Source organism: Georgenia sp. Z1491 (assembly GCF_057652395.1).
The window spans coordinates 218,566-241,939 of the sequence record NZ_CM172729.1 but is presented as its reverse complement, the minus strand read 5'-3'; the positions used below and the strand labels follow the sequence as shown (position 1 = coordinate 241,939).

The following is a 23,374-nucleotide window of genomic DNA, read 5'->3' as shown; positions in this document are numbered from 1 at the left end:
CCGCCCCGGCGCCGTGGGGGCCGTCGCGGTGGGGTGTGATGTCCGCTACGGTCGAGGTGGGCGAGGGAAGGGGTCAGCGATGACGAACCACGTGCTGGTGGCCGGCCAGGTGCCGACCGTGCGGGACGACCCGGACCACGGCAGGTACGTGGTCGAGGTCAGCCACGTGCGGATCGGCCGGATCGACTACCACCTCCACGGCCGCATGATGGCGATGGTCCGCACCGAGGTGCACCCGGACCGCGAGACCCCGGGCCTGACGGAGCTGCTCGTCGACGGGGCGCTGGACGACGTCCGTGCGCGCGATCTGCGTGTGCTCCCGTACTGCCCGGTCGTCCGCGGGATCATCGACGCCGAGCGGGAGCGCCGTCTCGACCTCGTCCCCCGGGCGATCCGGGGCGAGTTCTTCGACGTCGAGGACGAGGCACGTCTCGCCTGAGAGCCGTGACCCGGTCCGCCGGACGGGATCGGGGCGGTCACGACCCGGTGGGCCGGTGCGCGACGACGAAGGCCCGACGAAAAGGCATGACCACGCCGATGTCGGTGGGCGGGTAGGCCTGGCGCAGGCGCTCGCGGTACTCACCCACGAACCTGTCGCGCAGCGGCTGAGGGAGCGCCTGCAGCGTGGGTCGCGCCCCGGTCCCGCTCGCCCAGGTCAGCACCGGGTCCTCGCCGGTGAGCACGTGCAGGTAGGTGGTCGACCACGCGTCGACGACGCAACCCAGGTCCGTCAGTGCCCGCAGGTACTCGACCGGCTCGCGGGACGCAGGGCCGGCTATGCCGGCCGTGTGCTCCGCGTAGGGCACCCGTGCGGCCAGCTCGCGCCTGATCGTGTGCATCGCGGTGTCGAGGTTGGCGGGCACCTGGAAGGCCAGGCACCCGCCGGGCCGGACGGCCGCGACCAGGCTCGGCAGCAGGTCGAGGTGGTCCGGGACCCACTGGAGGGTGGCGTTGGAGACGAGGACGTCGACCGGGTCGGCGGTCGCGAGCCAGTCGCGCAGGTCGGCCTGCTCGAAGCGCAGCGCGGGGCCCGCGTGGCGCGCGGCCGTGACGAGCATGGCCGCGCTCGAGTCCACCCCCACCACCTGTGCGGACGGCCATCGACGTGTGAGCCCGTGCGTCAGCTCGCCGGGGCCGCACCCCAGGTCGACGACGGAGCGCACCTCGGCGTCCGGGCCGGCCGTGCGCACGCGCGCGAGGAGGTCGACGAACGGCCGGGACCGTTCGTCGGCGTAGACGTCGTAGAGCTCGGGGTCCCAGGTGTGCGTCATCGGTGCCTCCGGTCGGTGGACCGTCAGCACACCACCACAACTATCTCGACGTCAAGATAAATCGCGCGGTGGGTGGGCGCGCGGCGTGCTGGCGCGCGGGGGCGGACACGCCGACGCCGGCCCCACCGTGCGGTGGGACCGGCGTCGGCGCTGCTACGGGTGCGGCTCGGTCAGCCGGCGTCCTCGACGATCAGGGGGTAGACGCCGTGCTCGTCGTGGACCTCGCGTCCGGTGACCGGCGGGTTGAACACGCACACGGTCTTCATCTCCGTGCGCGGGCGCACGATGTGCTTGTCGTGGTCGTTGAGCAGGTAGAGCGAGCCCGGTGCGAGCTGGTGGACCTCACCCGTGGCGAGGTCCTCGATCTCGCCCTCGCCGGAGGTGATGAACACGGCCTCGATGTGGTTCGCGTACCAGAACTCGTTGACGGTCCCCGCGTACAGCGTGGTCTCGTGCACCGAGAAGCCGACCCCCTCCTTGGCGAGGATGATGCGCTTGCTGCGCCAGTTCGGCGTCTTGATGTCGGCGTCGGTGTCGGTGATCTGGTCGAGCGTGCGGACGAGCATGGGGACCTCCCGTGAGCAGATGTCAGATGGACGGTGGCGCGCCGGGCGCCGCGATCAGGCGGAGAGGACGGAGTCCACGGCCGACTCGATGATGTCGAGGCCGCGGGCGAGCTCGTCCTCGGTGATCGTCAGGGCGGGCAGGAACTTCATGACCTCGCTGAGCGGGCCCGAGGTCTCGACGAGCAGGCCGCGCTCGAACGCCAGGGTGCACGCCTCGCCGGCCTTGTCGGCGTCGGCGAACTGCAGGCCGCGCGCCAGGCCGCGGCCCTTCGGCGTGAGGCCGTGGGCCTCGTGCTTGGCGGCGATCTGGTTGAGGCGGCTCTCCATGTACATGCCCTTGGCCGTCGTGGCCTTCTCGAGGGTGTCGTCGCTCCAGTACTCCTCGATGGCCTTGGTGGCGGTGGCGAAGGCCGGGCCGATGCCGCGGAAGGTGCCGTTGTGCTCGCCGGGCTCCCAGATGTCGAGCTCGGGACGGATGAGCGTGAGCGCCATCGGCAGGCCGTAGCCGCTGATCGACTTCGACAGGGTGATGATGTCCGGGACGATCCCGGCCTCCTCGAAGCTGAAGAAGCCGCCGGTGCGACCGCAGCCCATCTGGATGTCGTCGAGGATGAGCAGGATGCCGTGCTCCTTGCACAGGTCGGCGAGCTTGCGGAGCCACTCGGCGCGCGCGGCGTTCATGCCGCCCTCGCCCTGGACGCTCTCGACGATGACGGCGGCCGGCTCGTTGAGCCCGCTGCCGAGGTCCTGGAGCAGGCGCTCGAAGTAGAGGAAGTCGGGGTACTCGTCGTCGAAGTAGTCGTCGTACGGCATCGGGGTGGCGTGGACGAGGGGGATACCCGCGCCGCCGCGCTTCATCGAGTTGCCGGTGACCGACAGGGCGCCGAGCGTCATGCCGTGGAAGCCGTTGGTGAAGTTGACGACCGACTCCCGTCCGGTGACCTTGCGGGCGAGCTTGAGCGCCGCCTCGACCGCGTTGGCCCCGCCCGGGCCGGGGAAGACGAGCCGGTGGTCCAGGCCGCGCGGCTCGAGGATCTTGTCGTGGAACGTCTGCAGGAAGTCGTTGCGCACGTCGGTGAACATGTCCAGACCGTGGACGACCTTGTCCGCGGTGAGGTGGTCGATGAGCACCTGCTTGAGCGCGGGGTTGTTGTGCCCGTAGTTGAGGGCGCCGGCGCCGGCGAAGAAGTCGAGGTACTCGCGGCCCGTGTCGTCGGTCATCGTGCTGCCGGTCGCCGTCGTGAACGTCGTCGGCCAGCTGCGGGAGTAGCTGCGGACCTCGGACTCGAGCTCGGTGGTGGGGGGCGTCATGGTCGTCATCATCGCTCCTGTGTCGGTGTCGAGTACATCTGGTGGGCGTGCAGGCGGTGCGGTCGTGCTCGCGCGTCGGACGCGCTCGGACGCGGGGTGCCGGTGGTCGTCGACGCGTGCGCGGCGGCCCTCGGCGGGGGAGTGGGGAGGGATCAGCTCTCGGCGGGGTGCAGCGGGGTGATCACGTGGAGCACCTCGGCGTCGTGCCCGTCGGGGAAGTCGCCGGCCTCGAAGCCCGGCTCGGTGGCCAGGCCCGCGCCGTGCCGCTCCGCGAAGGAGGCGAACAGGCGCCGGGAGGCGGCGTTGTCCTCGGTGATGGTGGTCTCGAGGGTCGTGACCCCGGGGTTCCCGGCGAGCAGGTCGTCGAGGAGCCTCGCGGCGACGCCCTGCCCGCGCAGACGCTCGTCCACGGCGACCTGCCAGACGAAGAGCCGCTCCGGCGCGTCCGGACGGAGGTAGCCGGACACGAATCCGGCCACGTCACCACCGGTGACGGCCACGCGGGTGGTCGCAGCGAAGTCGCGCGCCCAGAGCAGGTACGCGTAGGAGGTGTTGAGCTCGAGGGCGCCGGAGTCGCGCGCCACGCGCCACATGCCTGCGCCGTGCGCGCGGGCCGGGCGGAGAATCTCGACGGGCCCCGTCGAGGGTGGGATGTCGATCGTCGATGTCGATGGCCTCATAAGGGACCTCCACGATATCGATCCTGATGACGTTATGCCGTGCTGTGGTGAGAGGTGCCCCACGTTCGATCGGATCCGCGCCCCAGAAATATTGCTTATCGATAGATCGCGATCGATACTCGGTGCATGCTGCGCACCCCGTGGATCGTCACCCTCCTCCGGGTCGGCCTCGTCGCCGCCACCGTCTGGCTCACCGTCCTCCAGGTGTTCTCCCTGCCGGGCTGGTTCGCGCACGACGCGGGCCCGGAGGACGCGCACGTGCGGATCCCCGCACAGGTGGTCGCCGTCGTCGTCCTGGTGTGCATCCAGGTCGTCGTCGTGTGCATCTGGCGACTGCTCACGCTCGTCCGCCGGGACCAGATCTTCGGCCACGAGTCCCGCCGCTGGGTCGATGCCGTCGTCGTCGCGCTCGCGGTGGCATGGGTGCTCGTCGCCTCGCTCGCGCTCTACCTCTGCGTGCTCGTCTATCTCGGTCCCGAGCGCGACCCGGGGTTCCCGATGCTGATGACCGGCGTGGTCGTGCTCTCCGCGCTCCCGGTCCTGCTCATGGTCGTCATGCGCGGCCTGCTCAGGCAGGCCTCGGACTACCGGGCAGAGCTCGCCGAGGTGATCTGATGGCGATCGTCGTGCGCCTCGACGTCGAGCTCGCGCGCCGCAAGCTCGGCGTGGGTGAGTTCGCGGACCTCGTCGGGCTCACGCCCGCGAACGTCGCGGTGCTGAAGAACGGGCGGGCGCGGGCGATCCGGTTCAGCACCCTCGAGGCCATCTGCCGGGTGCTCGAGTGCCAGCCGGGAGACATCCTCGAGCACGTGCCCGACGAGCCCGGCGAGCCCAGCGGCTCGGCTGGGCCCGACGAGCCCGCCTGACGAACACCCGGCTCAGCTGGGCCGCTGGGCCGGCATCCTCTCGGCGGTCCGTGCGGGGTCCCGCTCGACGACGTCGCCGAGCGCCTCGTCGATGCGAGCCATGTGCTCCGGCTCGAGCCGCACGCCGGACGCGCGGACGTTCTCCGTGACCTGCTCGGGCCGGGAGGCGCCGACGATCGCGGCCGCCACGTTCTCGTTCTGCAGGACCCAGGCCAGCGCCAGCTGCGACATCGTCAGTCCGACCGCGTCGGCGACCGGGCGCAGCTCCTGGACGCGGCCGAGCAGCTCGGGGGTCATCCACCGCGAGATGGCGTTCCTCGTCGACTCGTGCGCCGCGCGGGAGCCCGCCGGCGCGTCGGCGTCGGGCAGGTACTTGCCCGACAGGACGCCCTGGGCCATCGGGCTCCACACGATCTGCGAGACGCCGAGCTCCGCAGACGTGGGAACGACCTCGCCCTCGATGACCCGCCAGAGCATCGAGTACTCGGGCTGCGAGGAGATGAGCTGGAAGCCGAGCTGGTGGGCCAGCGAGACGCCGTCGCGGATCTGCTCGGCCGTCCACTCGCTGACACCGATGTAGAGAGCCTTGCCCTGCCGCACGACGTCGGCGAACGCCTGCATCGTCTCCTCGAGCGGCGTCTCCACGTCGAAGCGGTGCGCCTGGTAGAGGTCGACGTGGTCGGTGCGCAGGCGCCGCAGCGAGGCGTCGATCGACTCCATGATGTGCTTGCGGGACAGCCCGGAGTCGTTGGGCCCCTTGGGGCCGGTGGCGTTGTAGACCTTGGTGAAGATCTCCAGCGACTCGCGCCGCTCCCCGGCCAGGGCGTCGCCCAGGACCGACTCCGCCGCGGTGTTCGCGTAGCTGTCGGAGGTGTCGAAGCTCGTGATGCCTGCGTCCAGCGCGGCGCGGACGCAGGCGGTGGCCACGTCGTTCTCGACCTGCGAGCCGTGGGTGAGCCAGTTGCCGTAGGTGATCTCGGAGATCTTCAGGCCGGATCGGCCGAGGTAGCGGTGCTCCATGGGTCGAGCGTATGCGGCTGCGCAAGCGCAGGACGCGCGTTCGTCGCTAGCGTGAGGTCATGTCCCACGACGCCGAGGGCGAGGGCCCCGCGAGCGGCCACGGTCAGCACGCGCACGACGACGAGCACGCCCACGCCGACGGTCACGGTCACGAGGGGCACGCGCACGGCGCCCCGCTCGCGCCCGACGACCCCCGGCTGCTCCGGGTCCAGCAGCGCCTGGACGAGGCGCGCGCCGCCGTGCGGCCCTCGGGCCTGCCGGCGCCGCGTGCCACGGGCACGGTCACCCCGGGTACGACGCCGGGCCGGGTCCACGTCGTCATCACTCGCCGGCTCCCGGTCCCGCAGTCCGTGGCCTGGTACAACCTGGCGACCAGCGCCGGCCTGGCCCGCTGGTTCGGGCCCTTCGACGGCGACCCCCGTTCCGGCCGCGTCGACGTCACGATGCTCGCCGAGGAGGGCCACCCGACGATGCCGATCGACGTCGTCGAGTGCCGGGCGCCCGAGCGGCTCGTCGTGCGGTCGGTGGGCGAGGGGGCCTGGGACCTCGCCGTCGACCTGCAGCCCGACGTCGAGGCGTGCTTCGCCACGCTCACCCACCTGGACGTGGACCCGGCGATCGTCGGCGACGTCGGACCGGGCTGGGAGTTCTACATGGACCGGCTGCTCGCCGCGGAGAGCGGCGGGGACCCCACGGCCGTCGACTTCTCCGAGTACCACCCGGCGATGGCGGAGCACTTCACCGAGCAGCTCTGAGGCATGCGCCCGGACCGACCGGTCCAGGCCGGCCCGACGAGCAGCGAGCGTGCCGTCAGTCCACGTTCTCCGTGCCGCCGCCCTGGCGACGGCTCAGCTCGTCGTCGAGGCGCAACAGTCCGGGCCCGTCGTCGCCGACGAGCTCGATCCGGGCGAGGATCTCGCCCACGGTCGACTCCTCCTCGATCTGCTCGTCGACGAACCAGTTCAGCAGCGGGCGGGCGTCGATGTCGCCCTCGGCGTCGGCGGCGCGGTACAGGTTGCGGATCGACTCGGAGACGATCTGCTCGTGCTCGAGCGCGGCGGCGAACGCCTCGGCGGGGGAGAGGCCCGTCTTCACCGCCGGCGCGTCGACGGCCCCGATCGAGGGGCTGTTGCCCCGGTCGATCACGTGGTCGATGAACTTGTTGGCGTGGACGATCTCCTCGTCCGCCTGGTGCCTCAGCCAGAGCGCCATGCCCGGCAGGTCCTGGACGTCCATCTCGATCGCGAGCTGGCGGTAGGCCTGGGACGAGGCGAACTCGAGCGTGATCTGGTCGTCGAACGCGGGCATCAGCGACTCGGAGATCTTCATGGTGTCGAACCTATGACCATGGGGCCGTCGGCTCAAGAGGGCGACCGTGCCGGACGAGGCTCAGGTTCCGGTGCGCGCGGAGCGGCGGGGGTTCGGCCCCGCGAGCCGGTGCGTCATGACGACGAACACCGCCGCGGCCACGAGCACGGTCGCCCCCGCCGCGACCGCCGGGATCGTGCCCAGCACGAGATCGAAGATGAGCACGGCGGTCCCGGCGAGCATGAGCACCACACCTGCGAGCACCACGCGCAGGATCGTGTGCCCCAGCGCCACGGTCTGCTCCTTCATCCGACGACGGAAGAGAGTGCGATGGAGGGCGACAGGCGCCAGCCCCAGCGCGGTAGTGGTCACGCCGAGGAGCACCAGGGACAGGTAGACGGTGCGCTGGAAGTCCGTGAGGTCGGCGATGCGGTCCTGGAACGCCGCTGCCAGGAGGAAGCCCGTCATGATCTGGGTGCCCATCTGGGACACGCGGATCTCCTGCAGGAGCTCGGCCCAGTTGCGGTCGAAGCGCTCCGGCGCCGTCTCGTGCCGGCCCGGGTTGCTCGCGTCGCCTGCTTCGCCGTCGAGCGCGCCTCCGGTCGGGACCTCGCTCACGTGCCCTCCTGGGGTCTCCGGCGGGGGCGGCCGGTGCGCCGTGCGATCGGAGGCGCTCGCCTCAGTCGGCGGTCTGCTCGTCGGCGGTGCGGTTCCTGCGCAGGCGGTCGGTGAGCGAGGCCGGGCGCGGGGCGGACTCGGCCGCCAGGCGGGCGTGCTCCTTGACCAGGGGGACCACGTCGGCGATCGAGTCGAGCACCCGGGTCGCCTGGTAGGGGAAGCGGTCGACCATGTTCGGCTTCGTCGAACCGGTGAGGACGAGGATCGTGCGCATGCCCGCCTCGAGGCCCGACTTCACGTCGGTGTCCATGCGGTCGCCGACCATCACCGAGGTCTCGGAGTGGGCGTCGAGCCGGTTGAGCGCGCTGCGCATCATCAGGGCGTTCGGCTTCCCGATGAAGTACGGCACCTGGCCGGTGGCGGCGGTGACGAGGGCAGCGACGGAGCCGGTGGCCGGCAGGGTGCCCGACGGCGAGGGGCCCGAGACGTCCGGGTTCGTCGCGATGAAGCGGGCACCGTTCTCGATGAGGCGGATGCCGCGCGTGATGGCGGAGAAGGAGTAGGTGCGGGTCTCGCCGAGGACCACGTAGTCCGGGTCGCGCTCGGTGATCGTGTACCCGGCCTCGTGCAGGGCGGTGGTCAGGCCGGCCTCGCCGATGACGTAGGCGCTGCCGCCGGGGCGCTGGGTGCGCAGGAACTCGGCGGTGGCCAGGGCGGAGGTCCAGATGGACTCCTCCGGGATGTCGATGCCGGAGGCGAGAAGCCGGGCGCGCAGGTCGCGCGGCGTGTAGATCGAGTTGTTGGTGAGGACCGCGAAGGGCAGGTCGGCACTCTTCAGTGCGTCGATGAAGTCGACAGCGCCGGGCAGGGCGCTCTCCTCGTGAACGAGAACGCCGTCCATGTCGGTGAGCCAGCTGTCGACGGGCTTGAGCTCGTCGAACGAGGGCAGGTGGGGCGTGTTCATGGCTCCAGTGTCCCGGGTCCTGCCGTCCGGGGTAAGGACCCAGGGCACCATGGGGCCGTGAACCGGGTCACCGGGACGGGGGTCGGTAAATTCGCCGGGTCGATCACGTTTCGTACGTGCGTCGAGCGGGTGACCCGTGCGTCGCGGCGGGCAGCGCGCACGCGGCCGAGCCGCCCGGCAGCGCGAAGCGGTTCCGGGCGACGACGCCGTACGCGCGGGCGGCGAGCGGGCGAAGCGGACGTGCGTCGAGCAGGGCGCCCGCGACGCGCAGCCAGGCGGGACCGGTCCTCAGTGCGGCGGCGATCCCGCGAGCGCCGTAGCGCACCTCGCCGCCCGGCAGCACGAACGGGATCTCGCGGGTCGCCCGGTCGGCGTCCACGCCGAGCTCGGCGAGCCGTCCCGGGGTGATGGGTTCGATCGAGCAACCCATCTCGCGCCGGCCGAGCCAGCCGGCCGCCCGCGTGCAGGCCCCGCAGTCGGGGTCGTAGAGCAGGTGCCCGGCGGTCATGGCTCCACCGTAGTCCCGGGGGTGTCCGGGTCACCGGGCCGCCGACCCCTGGGCGCGGGCGGCCCAGGGGTCGGCCCAGGGTCCCCCGGCTCCACGAGCGGCTGCGGCTCCCCGGTGGCGGTCAGTGCTCGACGAGGGCGAGCGCCCGCGTCGGGGACCCGGAACCGCCCACGATCTTCAGCGGCGAGGTGAGGACGACGGCGCCGGTCTCCGGGAGCCGGTCGAGGTTGCGGAGCTGGGAGAGCCCGTACTTCCCGTTGCCCAGGAAGAAGTGGTGGCACGGGAACAGCGGGTCGAAGCCTCCGGCCGCCCCCGCGTCCGTGCCGACCGTCTCGACGCCGAGCCCCTGGAGCTCGGTGTCCTCGGCCACCCACCGGGCCGCCTCGACGGACAGCCCCGGCGAGGTGGGGCCGTCCGCCGTGCGGTTGATCATCTCCTCCTGGGTGGTGCGCGAGGACCAGCCGGAGCGCACGAGCAGCCAGCCACCGCGGGGCAGGCCGCCGATCTCCTCGGCGAACGCCTCGACCCGCTCGCGCTCGACGATGTAACCGGGCTCGTCCGCGACCTCGGCGGTGACGTCGAGGACGACCGCCGGGGCCACGAGCGCGCCGACGGGCACGGAGGCGATGTCCTGCCCGTCCCTGCCGCTCGCCCAGTGGTTCGGGGCGTCGAAGTGCGTGCCCGTGTGCTCGCCCGTGCGGAAGTTGTTCCAGTACCAGGCGGGCCCGCGGTCGTCGTACCGGCTGATCTCCTCGAGCTCGAAGCGCGCCGTCTGCCCGAACTGCTCGGGCAGCTCGAGGATCGGCGTCGTGTCGGCCAGCGGCGCGGTGAGGTCGACGATCTCCACCGCGCCGGAGGTCAGCGCCTCGGTGAGCGCGGTCAGGACGGAGGGACGGGACGGTGCGGTCATGTGTCGAGCTCCTTGACGGTCGGTCGGGCGGGTGGTGGGTCTGGGAGAGCTGCGGGTCCCCGGGCGACGGCGCCGTCGGGGGCCGTGGCCGCGACGACGGACGTCACGGCACGACGGCGGTGGCCTCGATCTCGATGAGCATGCCCGGGACGGCCAGCCCCGTCACCCCCACGATCGACTGGGCCGGATGCTCGGTGGAGCCCTGGACCTCCTCGACGGCCTCGGTGATCGTGGCGAACTCCGTGGGCCGGGTCGTGTAGACGGTGCGTCGGACGACGTGCTCGAAGCCGCCACCGACGGAGGCGAGGGCGATCTCGAGGTTGCGCATCGCGGCCACCGTCTGCTCGCGCAGGTCGTCGCCGCCGAGGATCGAGAAGTCGGGCGCCAGGGCGCCCTGACCGGCCACATGGACGGTGCGGCCGGCGGGCGCGACGGTCACGTGGCTGAAGCCGGGGGTGGGATGGAGCTCGGTCGGACTGACGAGCTCGCGCTGCTCGGACATGGGACGCCTCCGGGGGGTGAGGTGAGTCCGCCCCGCAGACGCGGGCACGGCACTGTGCGGCACACGTCACCATAGAGGTGGACGGGGCCCGTGGCTCCCTCGTCTCAGCGGCCGGGTCCTCCGGCCGCAGCCCAGGACACCGAGCCACCTCGACGACGAGAGGCGGCACGCGATGGACGCCCCCGGTACACCGGACGCACCGACCGCGACGGACGTGGCCGCAGCTGCGCGCCACGACCCCCCGCTGCCCGACGCGGGGCCCGACGGCACGCTTCCGGCAGTCGCCACGGTGGCCGACCTCGTCGGCTGGGCGCTCGCGCGGCTGGGCGCCGGGCACTGCTTCGGCGTCGTCGGCTCGGGAAACTTCCGGGTGACGAACGCCCTGCGCGCCCACGGGGTGCCGTTCACCGCCACCCGCCACGAGGGCGGCGCCGCGGTCATGGCCGACGCGTACGCGCGCATGTCCGGCACGGTCTCGCTCGTCTCGGTCCACCAGGGCTGCGGGCTGACCAACGCGGTGACCGGCATCGTCGAGGCGGCGAAGTCCCGCACGCCGATGATCGTCCTGGCCGCCGAGACCGCGCCCGCGGCCGTGCGCTCGAACTTCGCCATGGACCAGCCCGGTCTCGCCCGCTGCGGCGGTGCCGTGGCCGAGCGCGTCCACTCCGCCGCGAGCGCGCTGACCGACGTCGTCCGTGCCTTCCGCACCGCGAAGAACCAGCGCCGCACCGTGGTGCTCAACCTGCCCCTCGACGTCCAGGCCATGCCCGCCCCGCGGGCGGACCCCGCGGCGCTCGATCTCGCCCCGCCGCAGGCCGTCCGCCCGGGCAGCGACGCCGTCGAGCGGCTGGCCGACCTCCTCGCCGGTGCGGAGCGGCCCGTGCTCGTCGCCGGCCGCGGCGCCCGTGCGGCCGGCCGCGAGCTGCGGCGGCTCGCCGAACGGGTGGGTGCGCTCCTGGCCACCTCGGCCGTCGCGAAGGGCCTGTTCGAGGGCGACCCGTTCGACCTGGGGATCTCCGGCGGCTTCTCCTCCCCGACGACGGCGGAGCTGATCGCGGGCGCCGACCTCGTCGTCGGCGTGGGCTGCACCCTCAACATGTGGACGATGCGCCACGGGCGGCTGATCTCGGAGGGGACCACGGTGGTCCAGGTCGACCTCGAGGACGAGGCGCTGGGCGCCAACCGGCCGATCGATCTCGGGGTGCTGGGCGACAGCGCCGAGACCGCGACGGCCGTGACCGACGAGCTCGAGCGCCGCGGGGTCGCCCGCACCGGGTACCGCACGGACGAGGTGCGCGCCCGGATCGCGTTCGGCTCGCGGTGGAGGGACGTGCCGTTCGAGGACGCCTCGAGCGGCGTCCGGATCGATCCGCGGACCCTGACCCGCGCCCTCGACGACCTGCTCCCCGCCGAACGGATCGTGTCGATCGACTCCGGGAACTTCATGGGCTACCCGAGCCAGTACCTCGCCGTGCCCGACGAGAACGGCTTCTGCTTCACCCAGGCCTTCCAGTCGATCGGCCTCGGCCTCGGCACCGCGATCGGCGCCGCGCTCGCCCGGCCCGATCGACTCCCGGTCCTCGGCACCGGGGACGGAGGGCTCCTCATGGCGGTCGCCGAGCTGGAGACCGCCGTGCGGCTGCGGATCCCGCTCGTCGTCGTGGTCTACGACGACGCCGCCTACGGCGCCGAGGTCCACCACTTCGGCGTCGGCGCGGACGGCCGGTCGACCGGGGCCGACCTGTCGACGGTGACCTTCCCCGACGTCGACGTCGCGGCGATCGCCCGCGGCTTCGGGGCCGAGGGCGTCGTCGTGCGGGGCGAGGCGGACCTCGAGGCGGTGCGCGAGTGGGTGGCCGGTGAGCGCGACCGGCCGATCGTGATCGACGCGAAGATCGTGTCCGACGGCGGGGCCTGGTGGCTGCAGGAGGCCTTCCGTGGGCACTGACGCGGCTACGGTGTCGGTCGACGACGACCCGGAGGATCGATGGAGCTGACCGAGCTGGCGCTGCTCGCCGTGGTGGCGGTGGCGGCCGGAGCCGTCAACGGCGCCGTGGGCTCGGGCTCCCTCATCACCCTGCCCGCCCTGCTCTCGCTCGGTTTCTCGCCGGCGTCGGCCCTCGTGACGAACACGATCGGGATCCTGTTCTCGGCGGTCGGCGGGACCCTGCGCTACCGGGAGGACCTCGCCGCCGAGGGCACGGCCCTACGGTCGCTCATGGTGATGTCGGGCCTGGGCGCGGCCGTCGGGGCCTCGGCCCTGCTCGTCTCCCCGCCCGGAGCGCTGCAGGTCGTCGTCCCGTTCCTCATCGTGCTGGCGATCCTGCTCGTGGTGCTGCAGCCGATGATCGTGCGCGCGCTGGCCCGACGGCGCGAGCGGCGCGCCGCCGTGGGCGAGACCCGGCCGGGGGCCGACCGCGGGCCGTACGGCTCACGGGGTCTGCAGGCCTCGATGTTCGGCGCGTCGATCTACGGGGGCTACTTCACGGCCGCCCAGGGCATCCTCTACATGGGGGTCCTCGGGTCGTTCACCGGGCGTCCGCTCGGCGAGGTCAACGGGCCGAAGAACCTGCTGAGCGCGATCGTCAACCTCGTCGCGGCGGTGTTCTACACGGTCGCGTTCTTCCTCGGGCACGCCGACGTCGTGTGGGTGGCGTCGGCGGCGATCGGGCTCGGCGCGGTCGTCGGCGGGTATCTCGGCGCGGACATCGCCAAGCGGCTGCCGTCCGTGGTGCTGCGCGGGGTCATCGTCGTCGTCGCCCTGTTCGCGCTCGTGCGCGAGCTCACCTGAGTCACATCGTCCGGGACCGGAGGAGGGGGCCGCACCCGGCACAGGCACGGCTCCCGGCGGCCGGGTGCGGCCCGCAGGGGGCGCCCGGCCTGCCCGCTCGTGCGCGGCACCGGCACGTCCCGCCCGAGGAGGCCGACCACCTCGGGCGGGACGTCCCGGGTCGCAGGGCGCTACGAGTCGTCGTCCTTGTTCCGTCGGGCGCGCTCCGCGCGGTTCTCCGAGCGGCTGAACAGCCCGCGGCTGCGGGAGAGCCGGTAGTCGATCCGGGTGTCGACGTACTGCTCGACCTCCGGGTACCGCTCGAGGGACGAGGCCGTCATCTCGCCGGCGACCTTCATCCGCTGGAGGAGCTCCTCCCGCTCGAGGATCATGGAGTCGATCCGCAGGGCGCGGATGTTCGCCCACGCCATGAGCAGCAGGACGACGCTGAACGGCAGGGCCGTGATCAGGGACCCGGCCTGTACCGCGTTCAGTCCGCCGGCGACCAGCAGCGCCGCTGCGATGACGCCCTCGAGGACGGCCCACAGCACCCTCGACCACACCGGCGGGTTCGGGTGCCCGCCGGACGAGAGCATGTCGACGACGAGAGAGCCGGAGTCGGACGACGTGATGAAGAAGATGGCGATGAGGATGATGCCGGCGATCGAGAAGATCTCCCCGAGCGGCAGGTCGCCCAGGACCTGGAAGAGTGCCGCCTCGACGTTGACGTCGCCGTCCTCCACGAGATCGCCCTCCCCGAAGAACTGTCGGAACAGCCCCGTGCCGCCGAGGACCGAGAACCAGAGGAAGCCGACGACTGTCGGGACGAGCAGCACACCGGCGATGAACTGACGGACGGTGCGGCCGCGGGAGATGCGGGCGATGAACACACCGACGAACGGCGACCACGCGATCCACCAGCCCCAGTAGAACAGCGTCCAGTCGCCGAACCACGTGGACGCGCCCTCCCCGCGGTAGTAGGCGCCGACGTCGAACGTCATGCCGACGACACCCGCGAGGTAGGCCCCCAGCGACTCGACGAAGTTCTGCAGGAGGAAGACGGTCGGACCGAGCAGCAGCAGGCTGATGAGGAGGATGCCGGCGAGCGAGAGGTTGACGTTGGACAGGATCTTGATGCCTGCGCCGAGCCCACTGACCACCGAGATCGTGGCCAGCAGCGTGATGCCGATGATGAGGCCGACCAGCAGGACGTTGTCGACCTCGTCGACGATACCGATCTCCGCCATGCCGGCGGAGATCTGGCCGACGCCGAGCCCGAGCGAGGTGGCGACGCCTGCGATGGTGCCCACGACCGCGAGGACGTCGATGACATCGCCGACCCAGCCCTTGACGCGCTCACCGAGGATCGGTTCGAGCGCCCAGCGGATCGAGACCGGCCGCCCGCGACGGTGGATCGCGTAGGCCAGGGCGAGTCCGATGACCGCGTATACCGACCACGGGTGCAGCCCCCAGTGCAGGAACGTCTGGGCCATCGCCAGGGCGGACATCTCCGCCTCGTTGCCGCCCCAGGACGGCTTCGGCTCCGTCGTGGCGAACGTCAACGGCTCACCGACGCCGTAGAAGACGAGCCCGATGCCCATGCCGGCGGCGAAGAGCATCGCGAACCAGGACAGGACACCGAACTCCGGTTCCTCGCCGTCGCGGCCGAGCGTGATGCGACCGTACTTCGAGAGTCCGATACCGATGGCGACGACCACGAACGCGCCGACGACGAACATGTAGTACCAGTCGAGGTTGGAGTTGATCCATCCCTGAGCGCCCAGGAACATGTCGTCCGTGAAGTCGGGGAAGGCGATCGCGACGACGCACACGGCCAGGATGATGCTCAGCGCGGGCCAGAACACCCGTGGGGCGATGAGGCCCTTGCCGAGACGCACGCCGTGAGCACGCAGCTTGTCGGCGATCTGCGCGTCGGAGTCGGAGTCCTCGATCTGGAAGTTGCGGGGGAGACGCATCGTCTCCGGGAGATCGGCGGGGAGACCGGGGACCTTGACCTGCGTCATGGGTCGGGAGCGCGACTCGCCGGTCGACGTCGCATCTTCGGGCCCGGTGGACGGTGGCGGAGCCGACCCGCCCTCCGAGGTGGTCGGCCCATGCTCGTTCGTGGTCACGTCTGCTCCGTTCGTTACCGGCGATGAGGATTCACCAGGTTGTCCACTTAATCCCGCTTGTGCAAGTACGACCCCAGCGAGGGGGCGCCCCGCGGGTGGTCGGATCGCTCGGCGGGTCAGGGTTCAGAGCGCCCGGCCCAGCCGCGCGGCCTCCTCCTGCAGCACGGGCAGGTGCCGGGTGCGAAGCTCCTCGACGGTCGCGCGCGAGGCGAACACGGCCACGCTCATGGCTGCGCGGGTGGCACCGGTGGAGTCGACGACCGGCACCGACATCGTTCGCATGCCGGCCTCGAGCTCTTCGTCCGTGATCGCGTAACCGTCACGTCGTGCCTCCGAGACTCGTTCCCGGACCTGTTCGGGCGTGCGGAGCGTGCGCGGCGTGGTGGGGTGCGGAGACCACCGGGAGAGCAGGTCGTCGGTGACGGAGTCCGGCTCCGCCGCGAGCAGGACCCGTCCCGAGGCCGAGGCGAGGACGGGGAGGCGGGCGCCGAGGCGCACTCCGGCCGAGACGATCCGGCGGACCTCTGCTCGCGCGACGAACACGACGTAGGTGTCGTCCCGCAGGGCGACGGACACCGACTCCTCCAGCTCGTCGCGCGCGCGATCGACGCACGGTGTGGCCAGCGACGCCAGGGGCGAGGTCTCGATGTAGGAGGACCCGAGCCGGACGATCCGCGGGGTCGGCCGATAGAACTTTCCGTCGAAGGAGACGTATCCGGACTCCTCGAGGGTGATGAGGCAGCGCCTGGCGCTCGCGGGGCTCAGCTGAGCCCCGCGAGCGGCCTCGGCCACCGTCACTCGCGGCAGGTCCGGGCCGAAGAGCTCCAGGATCGCCAGCCCCTTCGCGAGCCCGCCCATCGTCTCCCGCCGCGGCGCCGCGGCCCGGCTTCCGGCGGCGGGAGCGTGCGGCGTCGGGAGGACCGGGGCGGACGGCGCGGCGCCGCCGTCGTCCGGACTCGTCTGGGGCATGCCTCATGGTCCCGTCGCTGGTCGTGAAGGGGCAACCGGGGCTCGGACCACCACCGACGGCGGGGTTGCGCGAAGCCGGCAGCGGGATAGTGCGGAACCGGCGATGGTCGGTGTCAGGGCGTGTACATCAGCGCGTCGACATCGAGCTCCTCGTCCAGGAGTCCGTACTCGAGCATGAGGTCGCGCAGCACGTCGAAGTCGGTGAGGTCCGACGTTGGTGTCAGGGCCGGGGGAGACAGCTCGGAGGCCAGCTGGGGGTCGATCTCCGTGTACCCGGGTATGGCCTCGGCGATGACGCCGGGGTCGTCCTCCGCCTCGGCCATCGCCTGGTCCATGACGGCGATGAAGGAGTCGACGACATCGGCGTTCTCGGCGAGGTACTCCTCGGTCGTCAGCCAGCCGGCGACCGGCAGATTCTCGGTCGGCCCCTCGAACGCGGAGGCGACCTCGCGATGACCGGCCTGAACGCCGCGCGTGAGGAACGGTTCGACGAGCCAGGCGGCGTCGACGTGCCCCTGCTCGAGGGCGGCGCCCATGTCGGGCGGCGGCATCTCGACGAACTCCACGGTCGCAAGGTCCACGCCGTGCGACTCCAGCACGGCACGCGACGTGAGCTCCTGGATGTTGCCCAGGCTGTTGATGGCCACCGAGGCCCCGGACAGGTCTGCCGGATCCTCGATGGGGGAGTCCGCCGGTACGTAGATGCCCTGCGGGCCGGACCGGTTGTTCTCCCGAACGATCCGCAGCGGCAGACCCTCCTGGGCGCCCTGGAGCACCGAGACGAAGTTCGAGTAGGTGATGTGGACGTCGCCGGACATCATCGCTGCGATCTGAGCCGCTCCCGCCGACGACGAGACGAACTCGACGTCGAGGCCCGCCTCCTCGAAGAGCCCCGTGTCCAGCGCGTGATGGAAGGGGGCCAGGTCGGCGAGCGGCATCGTGCCGACGACGATCGATGGAGCGCTCTCCTCGTCGGTGCTCGCCTCCTCCTCCCCGGAGCCGCAGGCGGTGAGGACGAGGACGGCGGCGGTGCCGGCGACGGCGGCGCGCAGGTGGGTGGTGGTCATGTGGTGCTCCCCTGGGTGGATGGGTGGCTCGTGGCCACGAGATCTGCCACGACGTCGATGTCGTAGAGCCAGCGACGGAACTCCTTGGACTCCTCGAGCTCGGCGTCGCGCCGGTCGAGGTCGGAGAACTGCGAGTCGTACCGGCGGCCGGAACGCCGCGACCCGGCCTGGACGGACGACGTGCGGCCGAGGCGGATGTCCGAGTAGCGCTGGAGCGCGGCCGGCGCGGACTCCGCGTCCGCTCCAGCGAGCAGCTCGGCGAGGACCGCAGCGTCCTCGATCGCCTGGTTCGCTCCCTGCCCGACGTGCGGCAGCATCGGGTGCGCGGCGTCGCCGAGGAGGGTCACGTGCCCCGTGGTCCAGCGTGAGAGCGGCTCGCGGTCGTACATGCCCCACCGGTTCGTCGAGTCGATCTGCGACAGGAGGCGCGTGGTGCGCTCGTCCCAGCCGGAGAACTCGGCGATCAGCTGGCGTGGGTCGCCCGGGGCGGACCACGACTCGCGCATCTCGTCGTCGGCGGGGACGAAGCCCACGACGTTGATGAGGTCGCCGCCGCGGACAGGGAAGACGAGGAGGTGCCGCCCGCCGCCCATCCAGACCTCGAACGCGTCGGCCGGCCAGTCCGGTACGCGGCTCCGTGGGACCAGGCCGCGGTACGCCACCTGCCCGGAGAACTGCGGTGCAGAGGGGGCGGTGACCGCCTCGCGCACCCGGGAATGGATGCCGTCGGCGCCGACGACGACGTCGGCACGGCGCACACGGCCGTCCGTGAGTCGGATCTCCGCGCCGTGCTCGAGCGTGACGACGTCGGCGACCGTGTGCCCCGTGTGGAGACTGTCCGAGGGGAGCGGGGCGAGCAGCGCGTCGAGGAGGTCGGCGCGGTGGACGCCCGCCACCGGGTAGGCGCCGTCGCTCGAGCCGACGACGACGGACGTGACGGGTGAACCGTCCTCGCGCCGGTACGTCGATCCGGGCCCGAAGGGCACGACGACCTCTCGTACGGCAGGCCCGACACCGATCCGGTCGAGCTGGCGCAGCCCGTTCGGTGCCAGCTGGACGCCCGCCCCGATCTCCCCGATCGCCGGCGCCTGCTCGAGCACGTCGACCGCGATCCCTTTCGCGCGTAGAGCGTTGGCGGCAGCCAGGCCGCCGATCCCCGCGCCGACGACCGCCACGCTGAGGTCCGTCACGGCGCATCACCTCTCTTCGTCGAGTTCGATATACGAATAAGATTCGCTTGTCGAACTACGCTATCGAGGTCGGCAGGCTCGGTCAATCGCTGCGAGCCCGGCGCGACCTACTCTCGAGCGATGGGTGCGCGCGGGGCGGGAGGAGCTGCGGGTGGGGGGCGTCCCGCCGGGGACACCACGCTGGACCGACTGATCCGCATCCTCGACGCCTTCGACGCCGGCCGGACCACGCTGACCGTGGCCGCGCTCGCGAGGCGAGCCGCGATCCCGCTCCCGACCGCCTACCGCTGGGTCGAACGGCTGACGGCGGCCGGCCTGCTCGAACGGGGGACCGGCGGCGCCGTCGGCCCCGGCATGAAGCTGTGGGAGCTGGCGTCACGGTCCGCCCCGAGCACCTCGCTGCGCAACGCGGCGATGCCGTTCATGGACGACGTCCAGGCGGTGCTGCGCCAGCACACGCAGATCGCGGTGCTCGACGAGGCCGGCGTCCTGGTGCTCGAGCGGCTCTCCGCCCGCGGCGCGGTGCCCAACCAGGCCACGGTCGCCGGCCGGCTGCCGACGTCGACGACCTCGCTGGGTCTGGTGCTGCTCGCGTACTCCCCGTCCGGCGTCACCGAGGATTTTCTCGCCCGGCACGCCGAGGAGCTCGGTGCCCCGCAGGTGCCCGCGGACCTCGCCGCCGGACGGACGCCGGTCCGCGGCACCGCCCGGGGCGTCGTCAACCCCACCGAGATCGAGCTGCGGCGGCAGCTGGCGGCGGTACGCAGCCAGGGTTGGGCGGCGGTGGACGGCCAGGTCGACTCCGAGGCCACCGGGGTGGCGGTCCCGGTGCTCACGGCCCGGGGCCGGGTCCTGGCCGCCCTCGGCGTCGTCGTGCCGAGGTCCTCCGAGCTGCGCCCGGGGCTGGCCCCGATGCTCATGGCGGCGGCGCGGGGCATCAGCCGTGCGGTGGGGGAGCGGCAGGTGGCGTCGCAGGGCGCTTCGCCTCCCCACGTACCTGCGCCGTGACGTTCTCACCCAGTGAGAATGGACGTTCTGGCGACCCGTCATCTCCTCCAGACTGACCGGCACCGGGCGGCGTCACGGCGGACGCGCCCTCGCGACGAAGGAGCTGGAGTGGCAGACCCCGCACCCGTGACCCGCACGAAGGTCGGCATCGTCGGCGGCGGGCCGGCCGGGCTTCTGCTCTCGCACCTGCTGGCGCAGCAGGGCATCGACAACGTGGTGCTCGAGTCCCGCGACCACGAGACCATCTCCCACACCCATCGCGCCGGCATCCTCGAGCAGCAGGCCGTGGAGATGCTCACCGGCTCCGGCGTCGACGGGCGAGTCCTCACCCACGGGGACGAGCACGCCGGGATCGCCCTGCGCTTCAACGGCGAGTCGCACCCGCTGAACTTCCCGGACCTGGTGGGGGCCACCGTCACCCTCTACGCGCAGAACGAGGTGTTCGTCGACCTCGCCGCGGCCCGCGCCCGCGACGGCGGGGACGTCCGCTACCTCCGCGAGGTCGTCGGCCTGGACGGCGCGACGTCGGACACCCCGACGGTCCGGTACCGGGACACCTCCCCCGGTGCCGACCCGGACGCGATCCACGAGCTCAGGTGCGACGTCGTCGTCGGGGCGGACGGCTCGCGGTCCTTCTGCCGGCGTGCCCTCGGCGACGACGCGGAGCATCGCGACCACCGGGTCGAGTACCCGTTCGCCTGGTTCGGGATCCTCACCGAGGCGCCGAAGTCGTCGCCCGAGCTCATCTACGCCAACTCCCCGCACGGCTTCGCGCTCATCTCGCAGCGCTCGGAGACCGTGCAGCGCATGTACTTCCAGTGCGACCCCGACGAGCGGGTCGAGGACTGGTCCGACGACCGGATCTGGTCCGAGCTCCAGCGGCGCGTCGCCGGCCCGGACGGGTTCGAGCTGCGGACCGGCCCCATCTTCGACCGCACGGTGCTCGGCTTCCGCTCCTTCGTCCGCGAGCCCATGAGCCACGGCAACGTCTTCCTCGCCGGCGACGCCGCGCACACCGTCCCGCCGACCGGCGCCAAGGGACTCAACCTGGCCTTCGCCGACGTCAAGGTCCTCTTCGAGGCGCTCGACTCCTACTTCGGCACCGGCTCGCGCGACCTGCTCAACGCCTACAGCGACACCGCGCTGCGGCGGGTGTGGAAGGCGCAGAACTTCTCGTACTGGATGACGTCGATGCTGCACACCCACCCCGACGCGGACCCGTTCGAGACGAAGCGTGCGCTGGGCGAGCTGGACACCGTGACGTCCTCGCGCTACGGCCAGCAGTACCTCGCCGAGTCCTACACCGGCTGGCCGCACGCATGACCGGCACACGAGACACGACACGACCGGCACACGACACACGAAAGGAGGGTCCCGTGAGCACCCAGGCTCCCAGGCGGGCCGACGCCGCTGACGACGACGAGACGTTCGACAGCGCCCACGTCCTCGACCCCGCCGCGACGCAGGACTCCCAGGCGACCATCAGCGCGGAGATCAGCTCGATCCACGCCGGTGCCTCGGGCGAGACGCAGCCGCGCGTCGACTTCCCGCCGTACCGCAGCTCCCTGCTGCGCCACCCGACGAAGGCGATGCAGCACGCCGACCCGGAGACCATCGAGCTGTGGTCGCCGGCCTTCGGCCACCGCGACGTGCATGCCGTGGAGTCCGACCTGACGATCCAGGGCTCGGGGGAGCCGCTCGGCGAGCGCATCGTCGTGCGCGGCCGGATCCTCGACGGCGACGGCCGCCCCGTGCGCGGCCAGCTCGTCGAGATCTGGCAGGCGAACGCCTCGGGGCGCTACGTGCACAAGCGGGACCAGCACCCGGCGCCCCTGGACCCGAACTTCAACGGCATCGGCCGCACGATCACCGACGACTCCGGTACGTACTCGTTCACCACCATCAAGCCCGCCCCCTACCCGTGGAAGAACCACCACAACGCCTGGCGGCCGGCGCACATCCACTTCTCCCTGTTCGGGACCGACTTCACGCAGCGGATGATCACCCAGATGTACTTCCCGGGCGACCCGCTGTTCGCGCTGGACCCGATCTTCCAGTCGATCACCGACCAGGCCGCCCGCGACCGCCTGGTCGCCACGTACGACCACGACGTGTCCAGCCACGAGTGGAACACCGGGTACACGTTCGACATCGTGCTCACCGGCAGCAACCGGACCTGGATGGAGGAGGACCCCGATGCGCATTGACGCCGAGCAGCTGCGCGCGGCCCAGGAGGGGCGCGAGCGACTTGCGCCCACGCCGGGGCAGACGATCGGACCGTTCTTCGGCTACGTCGACGCCTACGGGCCGGTCTACCTGCCCTTCCCCGACGGCCAGCACCTCGTCGCGCCGGGCAGCCCGCGTGCGGTGCGCCTGACGGGCACCGTCTACGACGGGAACGGCACCCCGGTCCCCGACGCACTGATCGAGATCTGGCAGGCCGACGAGGAGGGCCGCATCGTCCAGGAGACGGGGTCGCTCGTGCGTGACGGCTGGACCTTCACCGGCTGGGGGCGCGCGGCCGTGGACAACGTCGGCACCTTCACGTTCTCCACCGTGGAGCCGGGACCCGTCGAGCCGGGTGCGGCCGCCTTCATCCACATGGTGGTGTTCGCCCGCGGCCTGCCGAACAAGCTGCACACCCGGATCTACCTGCCCGAGGACACGGAGGCGCTGGCCGCGGACCCGCTGCTGTCGTCGGTGGAGGAGTCGCGCCGGCACACGCTCGTCGCCGACCGCCTGCCGGACGGATCGCTGCACTTCGACGTCCGGCTCCAGGGCCTGGGCGAGCACGCGGCCGACGAGACGGTGTTCCTCCAGTTCCCCGGCATCGAGTACCCGGCGGTCACGTGAGCGCCCCCACCGTCACGGCGACCCGGCTGACCCCGGGCACCGAGGCGCCGCCCGGTGCGGACGTGCTCGTCGTCGGCGCGGGCCTCGGCACCGGCGTGCAGGCCCTGTGGGCCGGGTGCGCCGCCGAGCTCGCCGACAGGTTCGTCGTCGTCGGCTGGGACATGCCCGGGCACGGCAGCTCCCCGGCACGGGACGAGCCGACGTCGGTCGCGGACCTGGCCGACGCCCTCGCCGCCCTCGTCGGGGACCTGCGGGAGTCCGGCGTCGCGACGGAGGGCGCGCGGATCGCGTACGCCGGGGTGTCCCTCGGCGGCGCCGTCGCCCTGCAGCTCGCCCTGGACCACCCGCGGCTGTTCGACGGTATCGCCGTGGTCTGCTCGGCGGCCCGGATCGGCGAGCCGGACGCCTGGCGCGAGCGGGCGGCGTTCGTCGCGGCGTCGGGCACGCCGTCCCAGGTGACCGGCTCCGCCGAGCGCTGGTTCGCCCCGGGCTTCATCGAGCGTCACCCCGACCGGGCCGCCGCACTGCTGCACACCCTCCAGGACGCCGACCGCCACGCCTACGCCCGGCTCTGCGAGGCGCTCGCGGAGTTCGACGTCCGCGACCGGCTCGGCGAGGTCGCCACCCCGCTGCTCACCGTCCACGGCGCCGACGACGCCGTGTGCCCGCCCCCGCGCGGGGAGGAGATCGTCGGTGCCGTGCAGGCCGGTACGGCCGTCGTCCTCGAGGGCGTGGCGCACCAGGCGCCCGCCGAGGACCCGGTGGGCACGGCACGCGCGCTCGCCGCGCATCTGCTCCCGTGAGTCGCCGCCGAGCACCTGCCCGGTGAGCGTCCCTCCCTGCGGGCGGGCGACCGGGCGG

General features: G+C 72.2%; 26 protein-coding genes. 11 read left to right on the top strand and 15 right to left on the bottom strand.

Going from position 1 to position 23,374, the window contains the following annotated elements; all coding sequences use genetic code 11:
* Positions 1–79 precede the first annotated feature (79 nt).
* Positions 80–439 (top strand): GNAT family N-acetyltransferase, encoded by a 360-nt coding sequence (locus tag AC24HA_RS01070; RefSeq protein WP_425707329.1) that lies wholly within the window; start codon positions 80–82, stop codon positions 437–439.
* 37 nt (positions 440–476) lie between these two features.
* On the opposite strand, the gene AC24HA_RS01065 is transcribed toward AC24HA_RS01070, so the two are convergent.
* The 4 genes from AC24HA_RS01065 to ectA all read right to left on the bottom strand — a co-directional run bounded on the left by AC24HA_RS01065 (position 477) and on the right by ectA (position 3,828).
* A complete protein-coding gene (locus AC24HA_RS01065) occupies positions 477–1,271 on the bottom strand; it encodes a methyltransferase domain-containing protein (RefSeq protein WP_425707330.1) in 795 nt (264 codons plus the stop codon).
* A gap of 170 nt (positions 1,272–1,441) precedes the next feature.
* Complete coding sequence (locus AC24HA_RS01060) at positions 1,442–1,837, bottom strand: ectoine synthase (RefSeq protein ID WP_425707331.1); 396 nt, start codon at positions 1,835–1,837, stop codon at positions 1,442–1,444.
* A gap of 54 nt (positions 1,838–1,891) precedes the next feature.
* Positions 1,892–3,148, bottom strand: coding sequence for a diaminobutyrate--2-oxoglutarate transaminase (gene ectB / locus AC24HA_RS01055; RefSeq protein WP_425707332.1), 1,257 nt, complete (start codon positions 3,146–3,148; stop codon positions 1,892–1,894).
* Between the two features lie 152 nt (positions 3,149–3,300).
* On the bottom strand, positions 3,301–3,828 hold the full coding sequence (ectA, locus tag AC24HA_RS01050) for a diaminobutyrate acetyltransferase (RefSeq protein ID WP_425707333.1): 528 nt from the start codon (positions 3,826–3,828) through the stop codon (positions 3,301–3,303).
* 126 nt (positions 3,829–3,954) lie between these two features.
* Between ectA and AC24HA_RS01045 the strand changes: the two genes are divergently transcribed.
* Positions 3,955–4,443: a DUF2975 domain-containing protein gene (locus tag AC24HA_RS01045; protein ID WP_425707334.1), complete on the top strand. Its 489-nt coding sequence runs from the start codon at positions 3,955–3,957 to the stop codon at positions 4,441–4,443.
* Positions 4,443–4,694: a helix-turn-helix domain-containing protein gene (locus AC24HA_RS01040; protein ID WP_425707335.1), complete on the top strand. Its 252-nt coding sequence runs from the start codon at positions 4,443–4,445 to the stop codon at positions 4,692–4,694. The genes AC24HA_RS01045 and AC24HA_RS01040 overlap by 1 nt, the downstream gene beginning before the upstream one ends.
* 12 nt (positions 4,695–4,706) lie before the next feature.
* On the opposite strand, the gene AC24HA_RS01035 is transcribed toward AC24HA_RS01040, so the two are convergent.
* Positions 4,707–5,714 (bottom strand): aldo/keto reductase family protein, encoded by a 1,008-nt coding sequence (locus AC24HA_RS01035; RefSeq protein WP_425707336.1) that lies wholly within the window; start codon positions 5,712–5,714, stop codon positions 4,707–4,709.
* A 59-nt stretch (positions 5,715–5,773) separates the two neighbouring features.
* On the opposite strand from AC24HA_RS01035, the gene AC24HA_RS01030 reads away from it, so the two are divergent.
* Positions 5,774–6,469, top strand: coding sequence for an SRPBCC family protein (locus AC24HA_RS01030; RefSeq protein ID WP_425707337.1), 696 nt, complete (start codon positions 5,774–5,776; stop codon positions 6,467–6,469).
* Positions 6,470–6,524: 55 nt separating this feature from the next.
* Here AC24HA_RS01030 and AC24HA_RS01025 read toward each other — a convergent pair whose 3' ends face one another.
* The 6 genes from AC24HA_RS01025 to AC24HA_RS01000 all read right to left on the bottom strand — a co-directional run bounded on the left by AC24HA_RS01025 (position 6,525) and on the right by AC24HA_RS01000 (position 10,524).
* Complete coding sequence (locus AC24HA_RS01025) at positions 6,525–7,043, bottom strand: ferritin (RefSeq protein WP_425707338.1); 519 nt, start codon at positions 7,041–7,043, stop codon at positions 6,525–6,527.
* Between the two features lie 60 nt (positions 7,044–7,103).
* The gene (locus AC24HA_RS01020; RefSeq protein ID WP_425707339.1) at positions 7,104–7,640 is read right to left on the bottom strand and encodes a DUF6328 family protein; all 537 of its coding nucleotides are present in this window, start codon (positions 7,638–7,640) and stop codon (positions 7,104–7,106) included.
* Positions 7,641–7,701: 61 nt separating this feature from the next.
* Positions 7,702–8,604, bottom strand: a complete 903-nt coding sequence (locus AC24HA_RS01015; protein ID WP_425707340.1) for an HAD-IIA family hydrolase — start codon at positions 8,602–8,604, stop codon at positions 7,702–7,704.
* 103 nt (positions 8,605–8,707) lie between these two features.
* Positions 8,708–9,112, bottom strand: a complete 405-nt coding sequence (locus tag AC24HA_RS01010) for a thiol-disulfide oxidoreductase DCC family protein (RefSeq protein WP_425707341.1) — start codon at positions 9,110–9,112, stop codon at positions 8,708–8,710.
* Between the two features lie 121 nt (positions 9,113–9,233).
* Complete coding sequence (locus AC24HA_RS01005; RefSeq protein WP_425707342.1) at positions 9,234–10,022, bottom strand: cyclase family protein; 789 nt, start codon at positions 10,020–10,022, stop codon at positions 9,234–9,236.
* A gap of 103 nt (positions 10,023–10,125) precedes the next feature.
* Positions 10,126–10,524: a RidA family protein gene (locus AC24HA_RS01000; RefSeq protein ID WP_425707343.1), complete on the bottom strand. Its 399-nt coding sequence runs from the start codon at positions 10,522–10,524 to the stop codon at positions 10,126–10,128.
* 172 nt (positions 10,525–10,696) lie between these two features.
* Here AC24HA_RS01000 and AC24HA_RS00995 point away from each other — a divergent pair, with 172 nt between their 5' ends.
* Together AC24HA_RS00995 and AC24HA_RS00990 are read left to right on the top strand one after the other, a co-directional pair.
* The gene (locus tag AC24HA_RS00995) at positions 10,697–12,472 is read left to right on the top strand and encodes a thiamine pyrophosphate-binding protein (RefSeq protein WP_425707344.1); all 1,776 of its coding nucleotides are present in this window, start codon (positions 10,697–10,699) and stop codon (positions 12,470–12,472) included.
* Positions 12,473–12,511: 39 nt separating this feature from the next.
* Entirely contained in the window at positions 12,512–13,315 is an 804-nt protein-coding gene (locus AC24HA_RS00990; RefSeq protein WP_425707345.1) for a sulfite exporter TauE/SafE family protein, read from the top strand.
* A 170-nt stretch (positions 13,316–13,485) separates the two neighbouring features.
* On the opposite strand, the gene AC24HA_RS00985 is transcribed toward AC24HA_RS00990, so the two are convergent.
* From AC24HA_RS00985 to AC24HA_RS00970, 4 genes are all read right to left on the bottom strand, one after another.
* Positions 13,486–15,270 carry a BCCT family transporter gene (locus tag AC24HA_RS00985; protein ID WP_487563597.1) on the bottom strand — a complete coding sequence of 595 codons (1,785 nt, stop codon included), beginning with the start codon at positions 15,268–15,270 and terminating at the stop codon, positions 13,486–13,488.
* 279 nt (positions 15,271–15,549) lie between these two features.
* A complete protein-coding gene (locus AC24HA_RS00980; protein ID WP_425707347.1) occupies positions 15,550–16,395 on the bottom strand; it encodes an IclR family transcriptional regulator domain-containing protein in 846 nt (281 codons plus the stop codon).
* Positions 16,396–16,508: 113 nt separating this feature from the next.
* Positions 16,509–17,462 carry an ABC transporter substrate-binding protein gene (locus tag AC24HA_RS00975; protein WP_425707348.1) on the bottom strand — a complete coding sequence of 318 codons (954 nt, stop codon included), beginning with the start codon at positions 17,460–17,462 and terminating at the stop codon, positions 16,509–16,511.
* A complete protein-coding gene (locus AC24HA_RS00970) occupies positions 17,459–18,652 on the bottom strand; it encodes an FAD-dependent monooxygenase (protein ID WP_425707349.1) in 1,194 nt (397 codons plus the stop codon). Before AC24HA_RS00970 ends, AC24HA_RS00975 begins: the two co-directional genes overlap by 4 nt.
* A 120-nt stretch (positions 18,653–18,772) precedes the next feature.
* Between AC24HA_RS00970 and AC24HA_RS00965 the strand changes: the two genes are divergently transcribed.
* The 5 genes from AC24HA_RS00965 (at position 18,773) to AC24HA_RS00945 (ending at position 23,316) form a co-directional block, all read left to right on the top strand.
* On the top strand, positions 18,773–19,660 hold the full coding sequence (locus AC24HA_RS00965; protein WP_425707350.1) for an IclR family transcriptional regulator: 888 nt from the start codon (positions 18,773–18,775) through the stop codon (positions 19,658–19,660).
* A gap of 108 nt (positions 19,661–19,768) precedes the next feature.
* Entirely contained in the window at positions 19,769–20,983 is a 1,215-nt protein-coding gene (locus AC24HA_RS00960; protein WP_425707351.1) for a 4-hydroxybenzoate 3-monooxygenase, read from the top strand.
* A gap of 53 nt (positions 20,984–21,036) precedes the next feature.
* Positions 21,037–21,867 (top strand): protocatechuate 3,4-dioxygenase subunit beta, encoded by an 831-nt coding sequence (gene pcaH, locus AC24HA_RS00955; RefSeq protein WP_425707352.1) that lies wholly within the window; start codon positions 21,037–21,039, stop codon positions 21,865–21,867.
* Positions 21,857–22,513: a protocatechuate 3,4-dioxygenase subunit alpha gene (gene pcaG, locus AC24HA_RS00950; RefSeq protein ID WP_425707353.1), complete on the top strand. Its 657-nt coding sequence runs from the start codon at positions 21,857–21,859 to the stop codon at positions 22,511–22,513. Before pcaH ends, pcaG begins: the two co-directional genes overlap by 11 nt.
* Positions 22,510–23,316 carry an alpha/beta fold hydrolase gene (locus AC24HA_RS00945; RefSeq protein ID WP_425707354.1) on the top strand — a complete coding sequence of 269 codons (807 nt, stop codon included), beginning with the start codon at positions 22,510–22,512 and terminating at the stop codon, positions 23,314–23,316. Before pcaG ends, AC24HA_RS00945 begins: the two co-directional genes overlap by 4 nt.
* The last annotated feature ends 58 nt before the right edge of the window (positions 23,317–23,374 follow it).

Excerpts from the sequence above, each read along its gene's own strand:
- AC24HA_RS01070 (WP_425707329.1), top strand. The coding sequence starts at position 80 with ATGACGAACCACGTGCTGGTGGCCGGCCAGGTGCCGACCGTGCGGGAC.
- AC24HA_RS01065 (WP_425707330.1), bottom strand. The coding sequence starts at position 1,271 with ATGACGCACACCTGGGACCCCGAGCTCTACGACGTCTACGCCGACGAA.
- AC24HA_RS01060 (WP_425707331.1), bottom strand. The coding sequence starts at position 1,837 with ATGCTCGTCCGCACGCTCGACCAGATCACCGACACCGACGCCGACATC.
- ectB (WP_425707332.1), bottom strand. The coding sequence starts at position 3,148 with ATGACGCCCCCCACCACCGAGCTCGAGTCCGAGGTCCGCAGCTACTCC.
- ectA (WP_425707333.1), bottom strand. The coding sequence starts at position 3,828 with ATGAGGCCATCGACATCGACGATCGACATCCCACCCTCGACGGGGCCC.
- AC24HA_RS01045 (WP_425707334.1), top strand. The coding sequence starts at position 3,955 with ATGCTGCGCACCCCGTGGATCGTCACCCTCCTCCGGGTCGGCCTCGTC.
- AC24HA_RS01040 (WP_425707335.1), top strand. The coding sequence starts at position 4,443 with ATGGCGATCGTCGTGCGCCTCGACGTCGAGCTCGCGCGCCGCAAGCTC.
- AC24HA_RS01035 (WP_425707336.1), bottom strand. The coding sequence starts at position 5,714 with ATGGAGCACCGCTACCTCGGCCGATCCGGCCTGAAGATCTCCGAGATC.
- AC24HA_RS01030 (WP_425707337.1), top strand. The coding sequence starts at position 5,774 with ATGTCCCACGACGCCGAGGGCGAGGGCCCCGCGAGCGGCCACGGTCAG.
- AC24HA_RS01025 (WP_425707338.1), bottom strand. The coding sequence starts at position 7,043 with ATGAAGATCTCCGAGTCGCTGATGCCCGCGTTCGACGACCAGATCACG.
- AC24HA_RS01015 (WP_425707340.1), bottom strand. The coding sequence starts at position 8,604 with ATGAACACGCCCCACCTGCCCTCGTTCGACGAGCTCAAGCCCGTCGAC.
- AC24HA_RS01010 (WP_425707341.1), bottom strand. The coding sequence starts at position 9,112 with ATGACCGCCGGGCACCTGCTCTACGACCCCGACTGCGGGGCCTGCACG.
- AC24HA_RS01005 (WP_425707342.1), bottom strand. The coding sequence starts at position 10,022 with ATGACCGCACCGTCCCGTCCCTCCGTCCTGACCGCGCTCACCGAGGCG.
- AC24HA_RS01000 (WP_425707343.1), bottom strand. The coding sequence starts at position 10,524 with ATGTCCGAGCAGCGCGAGCTCGTCAGTCCGACCGAGCTCCATCCCACC.
- AC24HA_RS00995 (WP_425707344.1), top strand. The coding sequence starts at position 10,697 with ATGGACGCCCCCGGTACACCGGACGCACCGACCGCGACGGACGTGGCC.
- AC24HA_RS00990 (WP_425707345.1), top strand. The coding sequence starts at position 12,512 with ATGGAGCTGACCGAGCTGGCGCTGCTCGCCGTGGTGGCGGTGGCGGCC.
- AC24HA_RS00985 (WP_487563597.1), bottom strand. The coding sequence starts at position 15,270 with ATGCGTCTCCCCCGCAACTTCCAGATCGAGGACTCCGACTCCGACGCG.
- AC24HA_RS00980 (WP_425707347.1), bottom strand. The coding sequence starts at position 16,395 with ATGCCCCAGACGAGTCCGGACGACGGCGGCGCCGCGCCGTCCGCCCCG.
- AC24HA_RS00975 (WP_425707348.1), bottom strand. The coding sequence starts at position 17,462 with ATGACCACCACCCACCTGCGCGCCGCCGTCGCCGGCACCGCCGCCGTC.
- AC24HA_RS00965 (WP_425707350.1), top strand. The coding sequence starts at position 18,773 with ATGGGTGCGCGCGGGGCGGGAGGAGCTGCGGGTGGGGGGCGTCCCGCC.
- pcaG (WP_425707353.1), top strand. The coding sequence starts at position 21,857 with ATGCGCATTGACGCCGAGCAGCTGCGCGCGGCCCAGGAGGGGCGCGAG.